Annotated in this window: 19 protein-coding genes; 13 read left to right on the forward strand and 6 right to left on the reverse strand. The window is 65.8% G+C overall.

What is annotated here, in order from left to right; genetic code table 11:
- Nucleotides 1–240: hypothetical protein (locus HPY83_13535; GenBank protein NPV08970.1), on the reverse strand; the 240-nt coding region annotated here is incomplete at its 3' end.
- A gap of 643 nt (nucleotides 241–883) precedes the next feature.
- On the opposite strand from HPY83_13535, the gene HPY83_13540 reads away from it, so the two are divergent.
- The 10 genes from HPY83_13540 to HPY83_13585 all read left to right on the forward strand — a co-directional run bounded on the left by HPY83_13540 (nucleotide 884) and on the right by HPY83_13585 (nucleotide 8,689).
- Nucleotides 884–1,957, forward strand: a complete 1,074-nt coding sequence (locus tag HPY83_13540; protein NPV08971.1) for a hypothetical protein — start codon at nucleotides 884–886, stop codon at nucleotides 1,955–1,957.
- A 356-nt stretch (nucleotides 1,958–2,313) separates the two neighbouring features.
- Nucleotides 2,314–3,600, forward strand: coding sequence for a hypothetical protein (locus tag HPY83_13545; GenBank protein ID NPV08972.1), 1,287 nt, complete (start codon nucleotides 2,314–2,316; stop codon nucleotides 3,598–3,600).
- Between the two features lie 203 nt (nucleotides 3,601–3,803).
- Nucleotides 3,804–3,962 carry a 50S ribosomal protein L34 gene (rpmH, locus tag HPY83_13550; protein ID NPV08973.1) on the forward strand — a complete coding sequence of 53 codons (159 nt, stop codon included), beginning with the start codon at nucleotides 3,804–3,806 and terminating at the stop codon, nucleotides 3,960–3,962.
- Nucleotides 3,963–3,994: 32 nt separating this feature from the next.
- Nucleotides 3,995–4,309 carry a ribonuclease P protein component gene (gene rnpA, locus HPY83_13555; GenBank protein NPV08974.1) on the forward strand — a complete coding sequence of 105 codons (315 nt, stop codon included), beginning with the start codon at nucleotides 3,995–3,997 and terminating at the stop codon, nucleotides 4,307–4,309.
- Nucleotides 4,245–4,517: a membrane protein insertion efficiency factor YidD gene (gene yidD / locus HPY83_13560; protein NPV08975.1), complete on the forward strand. Its 273-nt coding sequence runs from the start codon at nucleotides 4,245–4,247 to the stop codon at nucleotides 4,515–4,517. Before rnpA ends, yidD begins: the two co-directional genes overlap by 65 nt.
- A 42-nt stretch (nucleotides 4,518–4,559) precedes the next feature.
- Nucleotides 4,560–5,429, forward strand: a complete 870-nt coding sequence (locus HPY83_13565) for a YidC/Oxa1 family membrane protein insertase (protein ID NPV08976.1) — start codon at nucleotides 4,560–4,562, stop codon at nucleotides 5,427–5,429.
- Nucleotides 5,404–6,162: a protein jag gene (locus HPY83_13570; GenBank protein NPV08977.1), complete on the forward strand. Its 759-nt coding sequence runs from the start codon at nucleotides 5,404–5,406 to the stop codon at nucleotides 6,160–6,162. The genes HPY83_13565 and HPY83_13570 overlap by 26 nt, the downstream gene beginning before the upstream one ends.
- Before the next feature lie 5 nt (nucleotides 6,163–6,167).
- Nucleotides 6,168–7,028, forward strand: coding sequence for a ribokinase (locus HPY83_13575; GenBank protein NPV08978.1), 861 nt, complete (start codon nucleotides 6,168–6,170; stop codon nucleotides 7,026–7,028).
- Nucleotides 7,015–7,818 (forward strand): ParA family protein, encoded by an 804-nt coding sequence (locus HPY83_13580; GenBank protein ID NPV08979.1) that lies wholly within the window; start codon nucleotides 7,015–7,017, stop codon nucleotides 7,816–7,818. Before HPY83_13575 ends, HPY83_13580 begins: the two co-directional genes overlap by 14 nt.
- Nucleotides 7,811–8,689 (forward strand): ParB/RepB/Spo0J family partition protein, encoded by an 879-nt coding sequence (locus tag HPY83_13585; protein NPV08980.1) that lies wholly within the window; start codon nucleotides 7,811–7,813, stop codon nucleotides 8,687–8,689. Before HPY83_13580 ends, HPY83_13585 begins: the two co-directional genes overlap by 8 nt.
- A 186-nt stretch (nucleotides 8,690–8,875) precedes the next feature.
- Here HPY83_13585 and selB read toward each other — a convergent pair whose 3' ends face one another.
- The 5 genes from selB to HPY83_13610 form a co-directional block, all read right to left on the reverse strand.
- Nucleotides 8,876–10,801 (reverse strand): selenocysteine-specific translation elongation factor, encoded by a 1,926-nt coding sequence (selB, locus tag HPY83_13590; GenBank protein ID NPV08981.1) that lies wholly within the window; start codon nucleotides 10,799–10,801, stop codon nucleotides 8,876–8,878.
- A 7-nt stretch (nucleotides 10,802–10,808) separates the two neighbouring features.
- Nucleotides 10,809–12,008 carry a hypothetical protein gene (locus HPY83_13595; protein ID NPV08982.1) on the reverse strand — a complete coding sequence of 400 codons (1,200 nt, stop codon included), beginning with the start codon at nucleotides 12,006–12,008 and terminating at the stop codon, nucleotides 10,809–10,811.
- Nucleotides 12,005–12,661: a phosphate signaling complex protein PhoU gene (gene phoU, locus HPY83_13600; protein ID NPV08983.1), complete on the reverse strand. Its 657-nt coding sequence runs from the start codon at nucleotides 12,659–12,661 to the stop codon at nucleotides 12,005–12,007. The genes HPY83_13595 and phoU overlap by 4 nt, the downstream gene beginning before the upstream one ends.
- A 182-nt stretch (nucleotides 12,662–12,843) precedes the next feature.
- Entirely contained in the window at nucleotides 12,844–15,096 is a 2,253-nt protein-coding gene (locus HPY83_13605) for a sodium-translocating pyrophosphatase (protein ID NPV08984.1), read from the reverse strand.
- A gap of 489 nt (nucleotides 15,097–15,585) precedes the next feature.
- Nucleotides 15,586–16,323 carry an isoprenylcysteine carboxylmethyltransferase family protein gene (locus tag HPY83_13610; protein NPV08985.1) on the reverse strand — a complete coding sequence of 246 codons (738 nt, stop codon included), beginning with the start codon at nucleotides 16,321–16,323 and terminating at the stop codon, nucleotides 15,586–15,588.
- Nucleotides 16,324–16,554: 231 nt separating this feature from the next.
- Here HPY83_13610 and HPY83_13615 point away from each other — a divergent pair, with 231 nt between their 5' ends.
- Genes HPY83_13615 through HPY83_13625 form a run of 3 tightly spaced genes read left to right on the forward strand, consistent with a single transcriptional unit; the run spans nucleotide 16,555 to nucleotide 19,868 of the window.
- Entirely contained in the window at nucleotides 16,555–17,322 is a 768-nt protein-coding gene (locus HPY83_13615; GenBank protein NPV08986.1) for a class II aldolase, read from the forward strand.
- A 32-nt stretch (nucleotides 17,323–17,354) separates the two neighbouring features.
- On the forward strand, nucleotides 17,355–18,344 hold the full coding sequence (locus HPY83_13620) for a sugar phosphate isomerase/epimerase (GenBank protein ID NPV08987.1): 990 nt from the start codon (nucleotides 17,355–17,357) through the stop codon (nucleotides 18,342–18,344).
- Between the two features lie 21 nt (nucleotides 18,345–18,365).
- Nucleotides 18,366–19,868: a hypothetical protein gene (locus HPY83_13625; protein ID NPV08988.1), complete on the forward strand. Its 1,503-nt coding sequence runs from the start codon at nucleotides 18,366–18,368 to the stop codon at nucleotides 19,866–19,868.
- The last annotated feature ends 28 nt before the right edge of the window (nucleotides 19,869–19,896 follow it).

The raw sequence follows: 19,896 nt of genomic DNA on the forward strand, positions 1-19,896 counted from the left end.
CTCCACTGCGCTGCGGTGGTCGTCGCGGTCGTAGATAACGTGAATGGCATAGGAATCGGCCATCTCGGGGTAGATGCCATAGGCGGCGAAGCCTCCTCCCAGCCCATTGCTTCGGTCGTGCATGGCCGCCATCAGGTCGCCGATCACCTGGCCCGGCACCATCCCCCCTGATTCGTCCAGCACGCCGCCAGTGGCACAACCAGCCGGCACGTATGGGTACTGGCTCTTGCTCGCAGACACTGAAGCTCCCCTTGCAGACCGCCCCGCCCCGGAAAAGGCGGGCGACCCTGGAGGACTTCGGCGGCACACGATGCCGCGTCGCGCCTCTACAGGGTCGCTTGGAGGTGAAAAGAAGGCTATCAGCGCCCACCACGATTGTCAACCTGGGCGCGTGACGGCTCCAGATCGGGGGGGCGGATTCCGACTACCACTGCCGCCAAGGGCCTTCGCTGCGCTGACACCCTGAGAGCAAGCCTCGACTGCATGCCAGAACCACTGCTATCGAGGAGTACGGGTCTCCACGCGCGCCCTGCCTGCAAGCCACCGCCGCGTCTGGGGGTGTTGACCCCTCAGAAGGGACTTGGACGCCACCACCATGTCCTCGCAGCCAGCCAAAGAGCCTGCCCTGAGAGCCGTTGGCCAACCCTCCTGCACGGTAATACCCCCCGTAAGCTCTCATGCTCTGCATGGGTTCTGGCTCCGGCGCCCGTCCGCGGCCTCCGCCGCACGCCGCCTGCGGCGGCGCTGCGGCGCTGCCCGGGAGCCACACCACCCCGCCTGCATCCGGGTCGCCACAGCAGCCCGCTCGCGCTATGATGCAGGGAGCACCGTGGTAGCGTAACCGGTGCCATGACCGGGTCAGTAGCGACGTCGGAGGTGAGGTATGAGCACCAGGCCGCGCCAGCGGGGCACGGACATCTTCCTGCCTGTCTTCCTCATACTGATCGGAGTGGCCGCTCTCCTCGTGAACGCCAGCGGCGAGGAATGGGACCTGTGGCGAATCATCCTTCTCGCCCTACCGATCCTGGTGTTGTCCATCGGCATCAACCTGGCGGCGGAGAACCGCAGGATGGCCACTGCCGTGGTGGTCACCGTGGTCGGGGCAGCGCTGCTGGCCCGACAGACTGGGCTGGTCGCCTGGCCCGTCCTGCCAGTGATCTCACGCGCATGGCCGCTGGTCGTCGTGGCTCTCGGGCTCGATCTCGCCGTGGGGCGGACCACCTACCTGCGCCTGTTGCTCTCGGCGGCGCTCGGCGTCGCCCTGGTCGCGGCAGGTATCTGGGTATCTGCCCGAGAGGCAGAGACTGCGGTGGGGCGCCCGTCGCGGTCGGTGGCGTACGTCCTGGATGATGCCGGCGCTGCCTCAGTCTCTCTGAGCCCTGGCGCCGCCACCGTGCTCATCCAGGAGTCCACTGAGCCGGCTACTCTACTGGGCGGAGCCATCACGCCCGATCCCGGGCAGGACCTAGCAGCCACCCTCGAGATAGCCGAGAAAAGCGCTCGCCTTTCTCTTACCCGTTCCGGCGAGGTCGCGTCGCTCTGGCCCATAAGCCCGCTCCCTGAGTGGGACCTGGTCCTGACTTCGGGCGTGCCCCTGGACCTTGACCTGGACCTGGGCGCAGGGCAGTGCCGCCTGGATCTGAGCGGCCTCCAGGTTCGCTCGCTTGAGGTCTCGGTTGGTGTGGGCGAGTGCCTGGTCACCCTCCCGGCGGTCCCCACCCTGAGGGCGCGCATCACCGGCGGGATCGGTCGGACCGAGGTGGTGCTGCCTGCTGGTATCGAGGCCCGCGTGGCCGCTGACACCGGCCTCGCCACTACCAGGGTCGAGGGCGACCTGGCTCTGGTCGGCGAGGACGACGAGGACGAGTACGTGACCCCGGGCTACGCGGCAGCTTCCGTCAGGGCGGAGATCCAGACCGGCCAGGCCATCGGGGCTCTGGTGATTCGCCGGCCGTAGCAGGCCGACGGGGCAAAGCTGTCGCTGCGAAGTCGTCAGCTCGCTGGGTCTCTCTCGAGAAGCAGGCCCGAGGCCTCTGCCGGAGCCGGCCCGTTCCCGAGGGGCAGCGCGCAGAGCCTCCCAGGGCCAGCGGCACTGCCTCCACGGCCAGTCGGCATGTCGTTCGTCGTCGGCGCAGCGCAGGACCTGACTGGGATCAATGATCACACCCTGTGCCTCGGTCCGGAGGTCTCGCAAATGGGCCTGATCCTCCGTCGCAGGCTAGAATCTGGGCAGGAGAGGTAGCGCAGTAGTCGCATGAGAGTGATCGCGGTGCACAAGTGAGGCTGATTAGCTGCAGTTCCCGGCGCCGGCGGTTGGTATACAGGATATCCGGCTTCCGGGCGTTCTTGGCAGCCGCATTAGCTCTGGCGTCGCTCCTGCTGGCTTCTTGCGCTCTCGGGAGCAGCGCCGAGCCCAGCTACGCAGAGCGCGTCCGAGAGGTGGTTGGCTCGCGGGAGTTTGACCTGGTACGCTGGGAGCTGCGGGCCGTACCGGTAGAGCTGGCTGGGCGTATAACCGTGCCCACGGTGGTCGCCGAGGGGCCCAGCGCCCAGATGCTGGTGCTCCAGTACCTTGAGGTGGCACAGATCCTGGCGCGCCTGCAGCGGGAGTGCGAGCGGACAGCAGCCTTGGAGGGGGGCTCGGCAGCCGCTTCGGCGACCATAGCTTCCCTAGAGCGGCAGATTGCAGCGTTACGGGCTGCTCAGCAGGAGCGCCGGCTGCAAGTGGAGCGCATCCTGGAGACGCAGGTGTCGGCCGTAATCGCCGACGAGGGTCTAGGTTGGCTCGGCACCCCATTGCCGCCACCGGCCTTCGACTTCGTCGAGCCTCCCGCCTACTTGGTGCTATCTCCTCGGGACGAGATCCGCTTGCGCATGGGGGTCTACCTTGAGCCCGAGACAACCCTCAGCGAGCGCGAAGCGATCGAGGCTGCCCTCGAGGCAGGCCTGCCCAACACCAGCGCCCTGGTGGCGGGCACCGGAGGTTTCTCTACCTGGCCTGCCATGCTCGTAGATGCGGCTGGACTGGAGTGGATACTCTCTACAATAGCGCACGAATGGGCCCACGTATACCTGGTCGCCTTCCCCGTTGGTCGTGCCTACTACGACAGTCCCGAGATGACCGCGATCAACGAGACGCTGGCCACCATCCTCGGAGACGAGTTGGGCGCACTCGCCATGCGCCGCTTCTATCCCGAGTTGGCACGCGAGCAGATCCATGACTCCAGACAGTGGGATGGTAGCGAGCTCCCTCCAGGGGCGAAGGCAGAGTCCACGTTCGATTTCGGGCGTGAGATGCGCCTGACGCGGGAGCGGGTGGACGAGCTGTTGGCCCAGGGCCAGGTGGAGGAGGCCGAGCGGTATATGGAGGAACGCAGAGTTCTCTTCGTGGAGCACGGTCATTTCATTCGACGGCTCAATCAGGCCTACTTTGCCTTCCACGGTTCCTACCGCACTGGTCCTGCAGCCCCGGCCGACGACCCCATCCTGCCTCGGCTGCGAAAGCTCCGCGCTCAGTCTGGAAGCCTGAGGGAGTTCGTGGCCGCGGCGCGGGGCATATCCACCTTCGAGGAGCTTCTGGAGATGGTGCCTGAGCCCTGACCAGGCCATAGCCGTCCGCCTCTCTGCCGCCCCGCTGCTCGACGGGCAAGCGCACGCCCGCGCCTGGGACCACTCACGGCTCGGTGACAAGCGCCTCAGGCCCACTGCCTGCGCTCGCCCTCCACTGAGCGACCTGCTTTGCACCAACCTGCCCACCGCGCTATAATGTTTCGGTCTATACGCACTTCGGATCGAGGAATCGCATGCCAAAGCGCACCTACCAGCCCAAGACGCGTCGTCGCTTGCGGCGACACGGGTTCAGAAGCCGCATGACGACTCAAGGGGGCCGCAGGGTCCTCAAGGCCAGGAGACTCAAGGGCAGATATCGGCTCACTGTGGGGCCCTCTCGCAACTCAGTCTGAGCGTGCACCGTTCACGGCGCATAACCAGCGCAGTGGACTTCAACCGGGTGCGCCAGACGGGAAAGGCCTACAGGGATGCGCGCCTGGTTCTATTGGTGAGGCCCAACGGCCTCGAAGTCACACGATTCGGGTTCATCACCAGTAGACGACTGGGAAAGGCAGTAGTGCGAAACCGCGTGCGGCGCCTCCTTAGAGAGGCATCGAGACAGCTGTGCGCGGACATGGCGGGCGGCTTTGACGTGGTCGCTATCGCGACAAGGAAAGCGGTTGGCTCGAGCTATCATGAGATCAGACAGTCCCTGGAGGCCCTCGCACGCCAGGCCGGCATCTTGGGTGACGGGAGCTAGCCGAGCGCTTCTTCTCAATCTTATAGCGCTCTACCGGCGCTTCGTGAGCCCTGCCCTACCGCCTTCGTGCCGATTCTACCCGAGCTGCTCCCTGTACGCCGAGCAGGCCATCACCCGTTACGGCCCATGGCGAGGCACCAGCCTGGCGCTGAAGCGGCTAAGTCGCTGTCATCCGTGGAACCCGGGGGGATACGATCCGGTGCCGTAGTACTGTCCCGACCGTGCAGGTCGCTGGAGGACTCATAGCCATATGTGGCAGACGCTCGTTGTTGGGCCGCTTTCGGAGGCGCTGAGGTTTATCGCCCAGAGCCTGGCGGCTGTGGGCATCCCCTATGCCTGGGGTTTCGCTATTGTTGCTTTCACCCTCATCATCAAGCTCATCACCCTGCCTCTCGCCATCCGGCAGACGGAATCCACGAAGAAGATGCAGGAACTGCAGCCTCAGCTGCAGGCTCTGCAGAAGAAGTACGCCGGGAATAAGGAGAAACTGGCCCAGGAGCAGATGAATCTGTACCGCGAGGCGGGCGTCAACCCCATGGGGGGGTGCCTTCCCTCTCTCATCCAGTTGCCAGTCTGGATCGGCCTCTACCAAGCCCTGATCAGCCTCGCCAATGCCGGGCTGCTCACCGGTGGCTTCCTGTGGATTCCGGACCTGTCCTTCCCCAATACCCAGGTCGGCACCCAATGGTTGTGGCCCGGTGGGTCGGCCTGGGCCGGGTGGGGTCACCTGGCCGCTTACCTGGTGCTCCCGATCCTGACCGTGGTGACTCAGTTGGTGACGCAGAAGCTGATGTCCCCGCCCTCCTCCGGCCAGAGCCAGGGGGCCATGAACAGCGCCATGATGTTCATGCCCTTTATGTTCGGCTTCTTCGCCCTTACGTTCCCATCTGGACTGGCGCTGTATTGGGTCACAAACAATGTGTTTACCATGATACAGCAGTATCTGCTTGGTGGCATGGGTACACGCGCTGTGGCCGGGGTTTCGTCGGGGAAGGCAGCCGAAGATGAGCAACAGGGAGCCGTTCCCGCAGCGGGCGAGGCTGGCTCCGAATCGCCCAGAGTGCCACGCCAGACACCAAGGAAGAGAACGCGAAATGGTAGGAAGCGACGAAGGAGTTGAGGTTGTAGGTCGCACCCTAGACGAGGCAGTGCAGAAAGGACTCGAACACCTGCAGCTTCGCCGGGATCAGGTGGACATACAGATCCTCTCCGATGGCGCCCGGACGCTCCTGGGGTTCCGGCCTGGCCAAGCCCGCGTGAGGGTGACGCCCAAACGGGCACCAGCGCCACCTCGGCAGCACCCGAGACGGGCTGTCGAGCCCACTCTGGCCAGTGAAGCGGAGAAGCCGCCTGAGAACGAGGAGGAACCGGAGGAACCGGAGGAGCTTGCCCCCGATCAGGAAGCCGACGTCGCGGCGCGCCTGCTCCAAGAGATGGTGCGGCGCATGGGCATCCGCGCTCGGGTGCAGGTTGAGCTGCCTACGGAGGATCAGCCCCTCCGGCTGAACATCGTCGGCAGGAACCTGGGAATCCTGATCGGCCGCCGGGGCGAGACACTCTCTGCCCTCCAGTTCCTGACTCGCATGATGGCTAGCCATCAGCTGCACAAGTGGATCAACCTGATCGTTGACGTGGATGACTACCGGAAGAAGCGTGAGGAGTCGCTCCGGCGCTTGGCTGTGCGGATGGCGCAAATGGCCGTCGAGACTGGCAAGGTGCAGGAACTAGAACCCATGCCCCCGGCAGAGAGGCGCATCGTCCACATCGCCCTCCGCGACTTTGACGGCGTCAGGACCGAAAGCCAGGGAGAGGACGAGAACCGCCGCGTCACCATAGTCCCGGTCCGCAGCTAGCCAACTTGGCCGCGCTCACTTACCTCGTCATCGGTCACGTCACCCAGGATGTGGCCGACGGCAGCTTCGTTTTGGGGGGCACCGCGACCTACTCAGCTGTGACGGCGGCTCGACTGGGCTGCCGGGTGCGGGTCTTGACAGCCGCTGCCCCATCGGTGGCGCCAGCACTGGAGGAGCTGACTCGGCCGGGCGACCTGGTCCTGGTGGAGTCGGCTAAGTCTACTGTGTTTCACAATGTGTACACGCCCAGGGGGCGCGAGCAGCGCCTTCTCTCGGTGGCGACGCCTCTGGCGCCGGCGCACCTGCCGGCCGGCTGGCGCCACCCCGACATCGCCCACCTGGGGCCGGTGGCCCGCGAAGTGAGCGAGGAGTTCACGGGCGTCTTTCCCCGGCTCACTACTCTGGGCCTTACCCCCCAGGGGTGGCTGCGCACCTGGGATCATGAGGGCAGAGTCGGGCCAACCCGATGGATGCCAGCGCCGGCCCGCCTGGCCAGGGCGCAGGCGCTGGTACTGAGCCAAGAGGACGTGGGCAACGAGACGGACCTGATCGGGTACTACGCGCGACACTGCCCTGTGACGGTGGTCACCCGGGGCTATCGTGGCTGCACTCTCTACCTTCGGGGAGCCGCCCACCACCTCGACACTCGGGAGGCAAAGGAGGTAGACCCCACCGGCGCGGGCGATGTGTTCGCGGCCGCGTTCTTCATCAGGCTGCACGAGACCGGCGACCCATTCGCTGCCGCCGGGTTCGGCAATGCAGCCGGCTCAATGTCCGTCGAGGGTCCAGGCATCTCCGCCATCCCCTCGCGGGAACAGGTGGAGGCCTGGCTGGAGAGACAGCGTCTCCCATATGCCGGCAGGTAGAATCGTCGCCGTAGCCAACCAGAAGGGCGGTGTAGGCAAGACCACTACGGCGGTCAACCTCTCCGCAGCCATGGCTCGCCTCGGGCTCTCCGCATTGTTGCTGGACTTCGATCCGCAGGCGAACGCTACGAGCAGCGTGGGAGTGGACCCCCGTCAGGTAGAGCGGAACGTGTATCACCTTCTGTCCGGCCGAGTGACCGCTCGGGAGGTGATCCTGCCCACCGCCACGTCCGGGCTGAGCCTTCTTCCCTCGGGGCCAGACCTGGCGGGCGCAGAGGTGGAGCTGGTGAACCTGCCGGGCAGGGAGTCATGCCTTAAGGAAGCTCTCGAAGGGGTGGAGCGCGAATACGACGTCACTCTGATCGACTGCCCTCCCAGCCTCAGCCTGCTTACCGTCAATGCCCTCGTGGCGGCTTCCAGCGGCGTGCTGGTCCCCGTGCAGACGGAATACCTGCCCCTGGAGGGACTCTCGCGCCTGATGGAGACATTGGAGGCGGTGCGACTGCGCTTCAACCGAGGTATGCGTGTGGTGGGCATCCTCATGACCATGTACGATGCGCGCACCAATCTCTCGGCCGAAGTAGTGCAGGAAGTGCGGCGCTACTTTCCCGGCCTCGTGTTCCGGGAGGCGATCCCGCGTTCGGTTCGACTCAGCGAGGCTCCCAGCCGAGGGGTCAGCGTGTTCGGCCATGCCCCAAGCTCCGCCGGGGCCCTCTCGTATGCCCTGGTGGCGGAGGAACTGCTGGCGCGGCTAGGGGTGCCAGCACACAGGGAGACACAGGATGCCTGAACGAAGGAAGGCCCTGGGGCGAGGGCTCTCCGCCCTGCTGCCGCAGGCGGCCGATGCCTCTCAGGAGATACCGACTGCCGCCATCTGCCCAGGGCCGCACCAACCACGGCGAGGCTTCGATGACGAGAAGCTGGCGGAACTGGCCGACTCGATCAGGCAGCATGGCGTCCTTCAGCCTGTACTCGTGACGCCACTTCCTAGCCCGACTCCGGATGGTGCCTGCTATCGGCTGGTGGCCGGCGAGCGCCGCTGGCGCGCTGCCCTCTTGGCAGGCCTGGAACGACTGCCCGCCATCGTACGCGAACTGGACGAACGCGAGTCACTCGAGGTTGCCCTGGTCGAGAACCTCCAGCGCGAGGACCTGAACCCGGTCGAGGAGGCCCGCGCCTACCACGAACTCCTGGAGAACTTCGGCCTAACGCAGGAGCAACTGGCCGAGCGCGTAGGCAAGAGCCGTTCGGCGGTGGCCAATTCGCTGAGGCTGCTCAAGCTCCCGGAGGCAGTCCTTCAGCTCCTGCTCGAGGACCGACTCACAGAGGGACACGCCCGCGCGCTCCTTGGTCTCCCTCCCTCCACCGATGCCACCGCCGTGGCTTCCGAGGTCTGTCGTAGGGGACTCTCCGTCCGCCAGACTGAGGAACTGGTGCGGCAGCTGGCGTCCGAGTCTCCCGGGCGAAGCCCCAGTGTGCGCCGAGACGCTCATGATCCGGTTGTGGAAGCGGAGAACGAGTCTCTGGTGGCGGCTCTGCGATCCAGGCTTGGGACCAGGGTGGACTTAGTGCGTGGCCGCCGCGGAGGGCGGTTGGTCATCCACTTCTACTCGGACGAGGAACTCGACGCCATCTTCAGGACCATAGGCGCCGAGCTGTGAAGGCGAGCGTCGCGACCCCAACCGCCTGAGCGGGCACACTCCGGGGATCGGACCGGCTCCGTCTGGGATGCTAGAGACGTGTGGTCGGCATCCGCGCTTCCTGCCACTCGCGATGCCTATGGGGCTATGCCCAGCCCCAGCCGGCTACACCCGGTGGGCCCACGCCTTCAGACACGTCGCCGGAGCTCAGCCCTCCTGGTTGGGAAAGCGGCGGCCAGGCACGCGGAGGTCGCCCTGTCGGCGGGTGATGCCGGCGTCGTCAAGATCCGCCAGCAGGGCTAGGGTGGCCCGCCGGTTGCTGGAGAGCGCGTCGCGCACCTCGGCCACAGTCGCCCCTCCGGTGGCCCGAAGCAGGTCTGTGACCTTCCTCACGGCGGCGGCATACACTTCGCCGGCTATCAGCACGTCGTCCGGCAGCCTGCGCACCTCCCCCTGCGCCATCAGAGCATGCAGAAGGTCGTCCTCGGGGTCGGCGCCCAGATCGGCGAGAGTGACGCCACTGGCGCCCGCCTCGCGCAAGCGGGCGATCCACCGCCCAGCCCGAGCCCGTTCCTCCGAGGTCATCACCACCTGCCACTCAGGGAGCTTGACCCGGTCGCCCTCGGTCGCAAGCTGCCCGGTCGCCAGCCAACGGTCCAGGGCGGCGGCGAAGGGAGCTTGCCGCAGTCGGAGTCGGCGCCTTAGCTCTTCCCGCGGCATGCCGGGGCGCAGGTGGTGCTGCTCGTGATATCGGCTGACTTCCGCCAGAGCCTGCGCGGTCATGCGCTCCCAAGCCGAGACTTCCGCGACCACGCTCGACTCCGGCGACCCGCTGTCGGTAACCAAGACAGCCCGACCGTCACTCACCAGGCTGCGGGCCAACTCACCGGCCTGCGACACTGTCAGGTCCAGTGCCGCTCCCAGCGCCTCCACCGTCATCAGCCCGGCCCGGTGTAGCTTCAGTACTGCCTGGCCGGCCTTGTCCGCAGCCTGCAACGCCGCCAGCCAGCCAAGCACCTCGGGGTCTCTCCGCCGGTGACGACGGCCCGGGTGTGCATCCACGATGGTGCCGCCCCCGATGGTCTCTGAGGGCGACAGGCTGCGCAGTATGAACCGATCGCCGTGGGTAAGCGGAGCCGGTCGGCTGCACAGCACTTGTGCCCACTGCTCCTCCCCCGGCGCCAACACGTCACCCTCCAGCAGGCGCAGGCGCGCCACGCAGTCGAAAGTAGTACAGAAGAAGTGGACCTCATCGGCATGAGACACGGGCCTTGATGCCTGTGGGAGCAGCCGAACCTGGACATCCAGAGTGGTGCTCGGGTGCATCCACCCGCCCACTACTAGGGCTTCCCCACGCTCTACCTCATCCTTCTGCACACCTACTACGTTGGCTGCCGTGCGACTGCCGGGGCTGGCTCGCTCCAGCGAGCGCCCATGCGTCTGCAGTGCCCGCACTCGCACCCGGGCCCCAGACGGCTGAATGGTGGCCTGGTCGCCCACCGAAAGAGTGCCCCCGGTCAGCGTCCCGGTTACCACCGTTCCGTGACCCCGCAGGGTGAACACCCGGTCAATGGGCAAGCGCGGGCGGCCCTCGTCCGACGCCCAGGAGACCCGGGCCAGAGTACGGTCAAGCGCGGCCACCAACTCCGCGACGCCGGCTCCTGTGGTCGCGCTGACCACGTGGATGGGAGCTCCGGCTAAGGTGCTACCCATTAGCCCTTCGCGCACGTCTTCCCGGACGAGCTCCAGCCACTCCAGATCCACCAGGTCCGCCTTGGTTATGACAACCAGACCGGTCTCGACCCGCAGGAGATCGAGGATAGCCAGGTGCTCTCGGGTCTGAGGCATGATGCCTTCGTCGGCGGCCACAACAAGGAGGACGGCGTCTATGCCTCCCACTCCTGCCAGCATGTTGTGGACGAAGTCGCGGTGCCCAGGAACATCCACGATGCCGACGACCGTGCCACTCGGAAGCTCGAGCCACCCGAAGCCCAGATCTATGGTCATCTGGCGCTCCTGCTCCTCCCGGAGGCGGTCCGGATCCACTCCCGTCAGAGCCTTCACCAGCGTGGACTTGCCGTGATCCACGTGTCCGGCCGTAGCGACGACCCGATATCGCGCCTCGCTGGCCACAGGGCGCTTATCCCTCGCGCTGGCGGGTCACCAGCACAAAGCGCTCCTGGGCCGCCTCGAGGTAGGCCTCGGCCTCGACCTCCAGTGCCCGCCACAGACGTTCGATCTCGGGATGTATGGCCTCCACAGTGGCCGCCAGGTTGGCGATGCGCTCGCCAAGGTCGTCCAGCCGGTTCTGGACGTCCGCCATGGCCCGGGCGGACTCCATCTCGTGGCGGGACCAGCGCTTGTTGCCTTCCTCCTGCCACTCCTCCAGCTCACGCCGCTGGCGTTCCTCAGCTACTCGCTGGGCCTCGGCGATCTGGTGAGCATCTCGTGCCAGCCGCTCGTCCAACTGGGCTATAGTCTCCAGCGAGCGACGGGTGTCGTCGTGGGCTTCCCGGAAAGTGCGCATCTCCCTGGAGTAGCGCTCCAGGGTCTGCTCAAACTGCTGCACCCTCTCCCCCCACTCAGTGAGCTGACGAGTGATTTCAGCATGGTCGCGCAGATACCTGCCGGCGAACTCGGCATGCTTCTCGCTGATCTGCGGGATGGTCCCGCGCAGTTCTTCCAGGTCAGCCGCACCCTTGCGAATCTGCTCCTCGAGAAACTCCAGCCGGCTGGGGTACGGCTCGACCCGCTTGAACAGCTCAGACACCTCCTGCTGCAGCTGAGCGATTCGCTTCGCGTCCTGAATGCGCTGCTCCTCCAGATACGCGGCCCGCATGGGCCAGTCTCCGATGGCCTTGGACACCTCGGTAACCCTCTCGCGCAGAGCCACGATCTCCTGGGAGAGCCGCCTGTCCTCCGCCTGCCGCGTCTCCAGCCGGTCCTGCAGCTCGGGCAGAAGGTCGACCCGTTTGCGCAGTTCGGCTAAGGCCCGGCTTTGAGCCTCCACATCGGCGATACGCAACCGGGCCGCTTCCCTCTCTCCTCGGCGCCGCTCCTCCTCGAGGGCCTCGATCATCCCGGTGAACTCGCGCTTCAGGGCCTCAGCCTGGCGACCGAACTCCGGTACGCGCACTTGTTGTGCCTGAACAGCTACCAGGCGGCTTTCTAGGTCTTGGATCCTGCGTGCCTGCTCGCCGATCTCGGTGGCCTGGCTCTCCAGACGCTGCTGCAATCGGGCGATCTCAGCGCGATCGCGTCGGTGTTCCTCGTCCAACCACGAGAGTAGGTGCAGGGCCTGCGCCAGATCGCTAGGTTGGGCAGTTCGTTCAGCCGTCAAGGGTTCAACTCCTCGATCTCTCCGGTGACTAACTGGACCACGCGCTCGGCGATGTTGGTGGCTCTATCGGCAGCGCGCTCCAGGTTGTGCGACACCCACATGAGGTGTGTGGCCCGCGCAATGGTCTTGGGGTCGTCGAGCATGTAAGTGAGCAATTCCCGGTAGACCTGATCGGTCAGAGCATCCACCTCGTCGTCTCGCTCCGCCACCATCCGCGCCAGGGCAGCATCCCGCGCCACGAAGGAGCGCAGAGACGCGCCTATGAGCTCCCGAGCCACAGCAGCCATGCGGGGTATATCAATGAGGGGCTTGAGTTCCGGCTCCTCCAGTAAGCGAAGGGCGATCTTGCCGATGCCCTCGGCATAGTCGCCGATCCGCTCTAGCTCCACCACGATGTTGAGAATGGCCACAATGATCCGCAGGTCCCTGGCCATAGGCTGCTGGGTGGCCAGAAGGACGATGCACTGCTCCTCGATGTCGTGCTGGGCGCGGTTGATCTGAGCATCATCGGCAATCACCTGGCGAGCCAACTCAAGGTCCCTCTCAGCCAGAGCCTTCACGGACCGATCCAGGGCCCTGTCTACCATGCCGCCCATGCTCATCAGAGCATCCTGCAAAGCACTTAGCTGAAGATCGAAGGTGTCTCGAGGCATCGGCAGTGCTCCCTCCTGGCACGACCGGCGGCGCGATGGCGATGCGCGATTATAGCACTCGACACAGCATCCCACCAGAGGACCCAACAGCAACTGATCGAGAAGGCAGGAAAGGGCGGGGCCTGCAGGCCCCGCCCTTTCCCTCATCGTCATCGGCTTGGCAGATGGTGGAGAGTGAAGCCTCACTCTCCGCCGACAGCTGCCTCGACTGGCGCGCCCTCGGCGACGACGGGCATCTCTTCCTGCTTGCTGCGCATGATCGCCCACACCACCAGGGCCAGACAGGCCAGCGAGATCACCACGGTGATGGCGGTGAAGCGCCCGCCCTCGCGCACGATTATGGGCAGGATAAGCAGCGACACCAGGTTCACGACCTTGATCATGGGGTTCAGCGCCGGGCCGGCAGTGTCCTTCAAAGGATCCCCGACCGTGTCACCAATGACCGAGGCCTCGTGCTCAGGGGTCCCCTTGCCGCCGAACAGCCCATCCTCGATCACCTTCTTAGCGTTGTCCCACGCCCCACCGGTGTTGGCCAGGAACACAGCCATAAGCTGGCCAGACACGATGATGCCGGCGTTGAAGCCGCCCAGTGCCCACTCACCCATGATGAACCCAATCGCTACCGGGACGAAAATGGCAATGATCGCCAGGCTCAGCAGCTCACGCTGAGCGGCGGTGGTGACGATGTCCACCACCCGGCCGTACTCGGGCTTGACTTTTCCTTCCATCAGGCCCGGAATGCGGAACTGGCGCCGTACCTCGTTCACCACCAGGCCGGCCGCTCGGCCCACGGCTAGGATGGCAAGCGAGCTGAACAGGAAGGGCACCGCCCCGCCTACCAGCAGCCCCACGAAGACGCGTGGATCTGCCAGGTCAATAGCATGCACCACCTGATCCACCGCCAACTGGCCGGCAGCCACCATCTCCCGCTGAATGATGGCGGTGTCGGTGATAAAGGACCCGAACAGCGAAACTGCTGCCAACACCGCCGAAGCGATGGCAATTCCCTTGGTGATGGCCTTGGTGGTGTTGCCCACGGCGTCGAGGTCCGTCATTATCTGGCGCGCCCGCGGGTCCAGATCGGCCATCTCAGTGATACCCTGAGCGTTGTCAGAGATGGGCCCAAATACATCCATGGACACGTTGTTACCGGTGTGGGTCAGCATACCGATGCCGGCCATGGCTACGCCATAGAGAACGAACGTGGGATTGGGGTCACCACCGTAGATGACGATGGAGGCAAAGATAGTCAGGGCGATGATCATGAGGGCCCATACCGAGCTCTCCAGCCCCACAGCCATGCCACGCAGCAGCAGCGTCGCGGCGCCCGTCTCGGCCGAGTGCGCGATCCGCTGCACTGGCGTCCGATGGGGATGCGTGAAGTAGCTGGTGTACTTGTTGAAGCCCACCGCGAGAAGGATACCCGCCGCGGTGCTCCAGAAGACTCGCATGTCGCCGACGTAGAAGTGGGCCAGCAGTCCGAAGCTCACGGTGGAAATGACGGAGGAGAGGTCGTAGCTGTAGTCCATGGCCTTGAAGGCGTCCTCGCCTACCGGCCACCAGGACACAGCGTATGTCCCAATGATCGAGCTAACCACACCGATGCCCCGAACCAGCAGGGGGAACACGATCCAGCGCAAGTCCACCGGCCCGCCTACGGGAGACAGCGCCAGACCCAGGATCATCGCCGACACCATGGTGACTTCGTAGGACTCGAAGATATCTGCCGCCATGCCGGCGCAGTCGCCTACGTTGTCGCCTACCAGGTCGGCGATCACGGCGGCGTTTCGAGGGTCATCCTCGGGGATGCCATGCTCAACCTTGCCCACCAGGTCCGCCCCAACGTCAGCCGCCTTGGTGTATATTCCGCCGCCGACGCGCATGAACAGGGCCAGTAGGGTGCCTCCGAAACCGAACCCGAGCAGCACCTCGGGGGCGTTGGCACCGTAGAGAATGAAGATCAGGGTGCCCCCCAGCAGACCGAGGCCGTCGGTCAGCATGCCGGTCACGGTACCGGCACGGTACGAGATCCTGAGCGCGTCATGGAAGCTAGTGCGGGCCGCCGAAGCCACCCGGACGTTGCCCTGCACCGCCATGTTCATGCCCAGGAAGCCGACTGTGGCCGAGAACAGAGAGCCCATCAGGAAGGCAGCCGCCCGACCGATGGAGATGGAGGCTTCACGGTCGGCCAATGCGGCAGTCAGGTATAGGGCTACCGTGAGAAACACAATCAGGGACAAGATGGCCCTGAACTGCCGGCGCAGATATGCGTTTGCGCCCTCGCTGATGGCGTCCGAGATCTCCTGCATCCGAGCTGTGCCTTTGTCCCATCGAAGAACCTGGCGGGTGAGGAAAGCAGCGTATAGCATCGCTAGCAGCGCTATCCCCACTACTGCCCAGAGCCCCGTCGACTCAAAGGCAGAAGCGCCTACCACACCGTGCATGACTCCATGCCCTCCTTGAACCAATTGGGTCTATTGGCCCCAACGAGCACCAAGCCCAGATCCTTGTCGTGGATCAAGCAGCACTCGCCAGCGTCCCCACCGCACAAAAAGAGAGGGAGGCCAGGCCCCACCCCCCCTAGTCGCCACTAGCTCCGTCGCTTGGCGCGCACGCCACGCGGCCGCCAGCAAGACGCCCGCGGGCGCCCGCATTATATCACAGCGGCCCACCCTGTCAAAACGCTTTTGAGCCTTCAGGGCCCGGGGTGCATCCTTGCCAAGTGGATCCACAGTGGCGAAGGTGCGAGGGGTAGAGGCCCCCTAGGAGCGCTGCCTAGGCTATAGCTCCGCCAGTGCGGACGTGGGCTTCTCGAGGGAGGACTAGAGGCGATGCCTCGCCCTGAGTGCCTCCCTGCCCCAGGCCAAGATCCACGCCTATCGCCGCCCGCCCACTGTCGCCCGAAGCCCGCGCGGCACTGCCGGTCACCACACGCCGGGCACCAGACGGTAACGCACCTTCTCGGTGTACTGCCGGTACCCGGGCAGCTCTTCCGACAGAGTCTGGTCCTCCAGAATCGTCCGAACCACCAGAAGAGCACCGGTCAACAGGCCCGGCGCCAGCCCCCAGAGCGAGTCCAGCGCCAACGGTGTGGCCAGGTACGAGATTAGCGCAGCGGCGTAGCCGGGGTGGCGAACGTAGCTGTAGGGCCCCGTGTCCACCACCCTATGACCCCGCTCGGCCTGTATCCGCACTCCACCGGACAGGAACGGGTTCACGGCCATTGCCCAGGTACCCACCCCGTAACTGAGGACCACGACTGCCAGGGCCATGATCTGCAACCCCAGGGCAAGATCCACAGACCAGCCGAGCCGCTGGTCCAGCCCGGCCGTCGCCCAGATCACTAGCGGACCAACCAGGCCGGTCAAGGGGGAGAGCAAGCGATCCCATGGCTTGACGCCCTCTCCACCAACCCCCCGGGCTCGCTCAGCCAGCAGGTCCCGATTCACTAGGAAGGCGACCCCTCGGCTGGCCACGGACAGAACCACGACCGTGATGGAGTAAGCCCAGCCCATCCCCCACCGCCAGTCGCCCGAGGTGAGAAACAGAACCGCCGGCGCCAGCAGTACATAGACGGCGAAGAGCGCCACCGCCCCAGGGCCGAGCGAGCGGCGCGTCGGACGCTGAGCGTCTGCCACTGTGCCATTCTCAGTCAGCTGCATCTTCCCTCCTCCGGCCGTCCCGTCATGCCCTCCAATCAGTGTCTCGGGCCGCGAACCTCGAGTATGCCCGACTGACTCTAGCGAGGACATGCCGGAGTGTCGCACCGGCGAGCTAGCGGCGTCCAACGGCCACAGTCGTTGCCGTGCCCGGTGGGCCACCCAGCCGCCGTTGCCACTCCCCTTGGGCCTGCCTATACTGTCCAGCGCCGAACGTAGCCAACGGAGCCGCCTATGGGCAAGTTGACCGCAAGTCTGGAAGCACTGGTGGAAATGTCTCGTCAGCTGGGCCACCCCGAGCGTGGCTACGTCATTCTGGGCGAGGGCAACACCGCCGCTCGAGAGGACGACGGCTCGTTCTGGGTCAAGGCGAGCGGCTACTCGCTGCGCGAAATCGGGCCGGACGGATTCGTGCGGGTCGCCTTCGAGCCTCTGTTTGAGGCTCTCGGCCGTCCCCCAGACGACGAGCTGGCGGCCGAGACGTTGCAGGCCGCCAAGATGGAGACGGACGCGCCCCGACCGAGTGTGGAGACTTTCCTCCATGCCATCGCCATCCGGGAGGCGGGGGCGCGCTTCGTCGGGCACACTCACCCAGTTTCGGTCAACCGGGTGCTCTGCAGCCGAATGGCCGAGGAGGCGGTCTCGGGGCGGCTGTTCCCCGACGAGGTCGTCAGTTGCGGCCCCGCTTCCCTCTACCTGCCCTACTGCGACCCTGGTGTCACCCTGGCGCAGGAGTTCCGAGCCTCCCTGGGCCGATTCCTGAAGCAGCATGGTCAGCCACCCCGCGTGGTGCTGATCCAGAACCACGGCCTGATCGCCCTGGGCGACTCACCAGCCGAGGTGCTGGCCACTACGGCCATGGCCTGCAAAGCCTTCGACATCCTTTGGGGCACCTATGCCCTCGGTGGGCCGCGTTTCCTTCCCCATGCCGAGGTGGACCGCATAGCAGGACGGCAGGACGAGCACTACCGCCGCCGCCTGATCAACCAACGTCAAGCATGACCGCCTCGATCAGCGGTGCTCAAGGAGACATGATGGCCGACCGCGTCACCCTCGACATCGGAGTCAACGGGGCCTTCCTCACTCGTCGCTGGGAGGAGCCCGACAACTGGATGCGCCTCACGGCAGAGCTGGGCTACCCCTATCATGAGTTCTGCGCCGACGTCCTGGACCCATTCTTCTCTGGGGACCGCGCCTACCAAGTGGAGACCGCCCAAGCCGTGGCCGAAGCCGCCAGGCAGCAGGGCGTCATTGTGTGGGACCTCTACACCGGCGTGGCCACCCACCGGTTTCACGGCCTCTCCCACAGCCATCCGGCAGTGCGGGCCCGGATGGCGGAATGGATCCGGCAGAGCATGGGCCTGGCACTGGCCATGGGTGCGCGGCGGGTAGGCGGGCACTGGGACGCCATCTCGGTCGAGAACCTTCAGGACGAGGTCCGCGCCCGGTCGGTAGAGGAGCGCACCATCGCCCAGTTCCGCAGCCTGGCTGCCTCTGCTGCCGAGGCCGGCCTGGCCGCCCTGTACAACGAGCAGATGTACATCCCTTCGGAACGTCCCTGGACCATCCGGGGAGCAGAGGAGTTTCTGCGGCGGGCCAACGAGGGACGGCCCGGCGTGCCCGTCTACCTGACGGTGGACGTGGGCCACCAGGCGGGCACACACTACGGGCTCTCGGGCGCGGACGTGGACTATCGAGCCTGGCTTCGGGCGATGGCGCCCTTCTGCGAAGTCGTGCATCTGCAGCAGACGACCCCAGATGCCAGCCACCACTGGCCCTTCACCGACGAGTACAACCGGCGGGGGCACATCCGCATGGACCAGGTGCTGGAAGCCATCGCCGAGGGCTTCGACAGAGCGGGCGAAAGCCCCCTGAGCCAGGTCATCTCCCCGGTTCGGCGGCAGATACTGGTGGCGGAGATCATCCCAGGGAGCACCAAGACGGAAGCCGATCTGCTGCAGGAACTGGAGATCACTGCCCGTTACCTGAGGCAATACGTGCCCGAGGGCGGTCTGACGCTCTAGCCGGCAAAGGAGCGGGGCGCAATGAGTCTGCTGGGACTGGACATCGGGACCACCGGCTGCAAAGCCATCGTCTTCGGAGAGGATTTCCGCATCCTGGGCGCCGGCTATCGCGAGTACCCGCTTCTCCAGCCTCGGCCCGGGTGGGCCGAGCTCGACCCGGTCGCCGTCTGGGCCAACGTAGAAGAGGCGATTCGCGAGGCTGTAGTCCAGGCAGGGAGAGCGGACCCGGTGCGCGGGGTGGCCGCGTCGGTCCAGGGAGAGGCAGCCTGCCCCGTGGACGAGCACTACCGGCCCTTAGGCAACAGCATCGTCACCTTCGATCCCCGCACCATCCCCCAGGCTCGACGCCTGGGCGAGGTGGTGGGGGCGGAGGCCGTCTATCGCCTGTCCGGTCAGCCGCTTCATCCCATGGGCACGGTGAACAAGATCGCCTGGTGGAAGGAGGAGCGCCCGGAGACGTACGCCCGGACGCACAAGTTCCTCTGCTTCTCCGATTTCGCCCTGTCGCAGCTGGGCGTCGAGCCGGTCATGGATCCTTCCATGGCCGCCCGAACCATGGCCTACGACATTGCCTCTAGAACTTGGTCGCCCGACGTTCTCGGCGCCTTCGGCATAGATGAGTCCATACTGCCTCGGGTGGCCGAGAGCGGCACTGCCGTGGGCGTGGTGCCGAATGCCGTGGCCGAGAGGTTGGGGTTGCCACCGGGCGTGGTGGCCTCCACAGGCGGCCACGACCAGCCCTGCGGCGCCCTTGGTGCCGGAGCGGTCTCTCCTGGCACGGCCATGTACGCCATAGGCACGGTGGAGTGTGTCACCCCGTGTCTGGACGCGTTCGTGCCGGGCTTGGGCAGCCGAGGCTTCCCCTGCTACCCTCACGTCGCTCCTAACCTGTTCGTCACGCTGGGCTTTAACTTCGGTGGCGGCTCCATACTGCGCTGGTATCGCGACCAGTTCGGCCAGGCCGAAAACAACCTGGCCCAGCAGACCGGGGCGAGTGTCTACGACCTGCTTCTCCAGCCGGTGGACACCTCTCCTGGTAGCCTGATGCTCTTGCCTCACTTCGCCGGCACCGGCACCCCCTGGCTCGACCCCGAGTCCAAAGGGGCCCTGATTGGGCTGACGCTGGGCAGCAGCAAGGCCGACGTAGTGAAGGCTATCCTCGAAGGGACCACCTACGAGATCGCCTACAACGTGGAGGAGATGAGATCGGCAGGCGTCCCTCTGGCCGAACTCCGCGCCATCGGCGGCGGGTCTAGGTCCGCCACCTGGCTTCAAATCAAGGCAGACATACTGGGAGTGCCCCTCGCGAGACTGAGCATCTCCGAGGCCGCTTGTCTCGGGGCCGCGCTGTTGGCGGGACGGGGCGCCGGGCAGTTTGGCGATGTGGGCGCCGTCGCTTCGTCCGTGGCCGTGCCTGAGAGAGTGTTCGAGCCCGACCCCGACCGCCACGCTCGCCACTCCGAGCGGCTAGTGCTGTACCGTCGGCTGTACCCGTCTCTGCGCGACCTGCTGCATGCTCTGTGATCGGACCTGGACCCGCACCTCGACGGGC

The sequence above is a fragment of the Anaerolineae bacterium genome (assembly GCA_013178015.1).
Classification (GTDB): domain Bacteria; phylum Chloroflexota; class Anaerolineae; order DRVO01; family DRVO01; genus Ch71.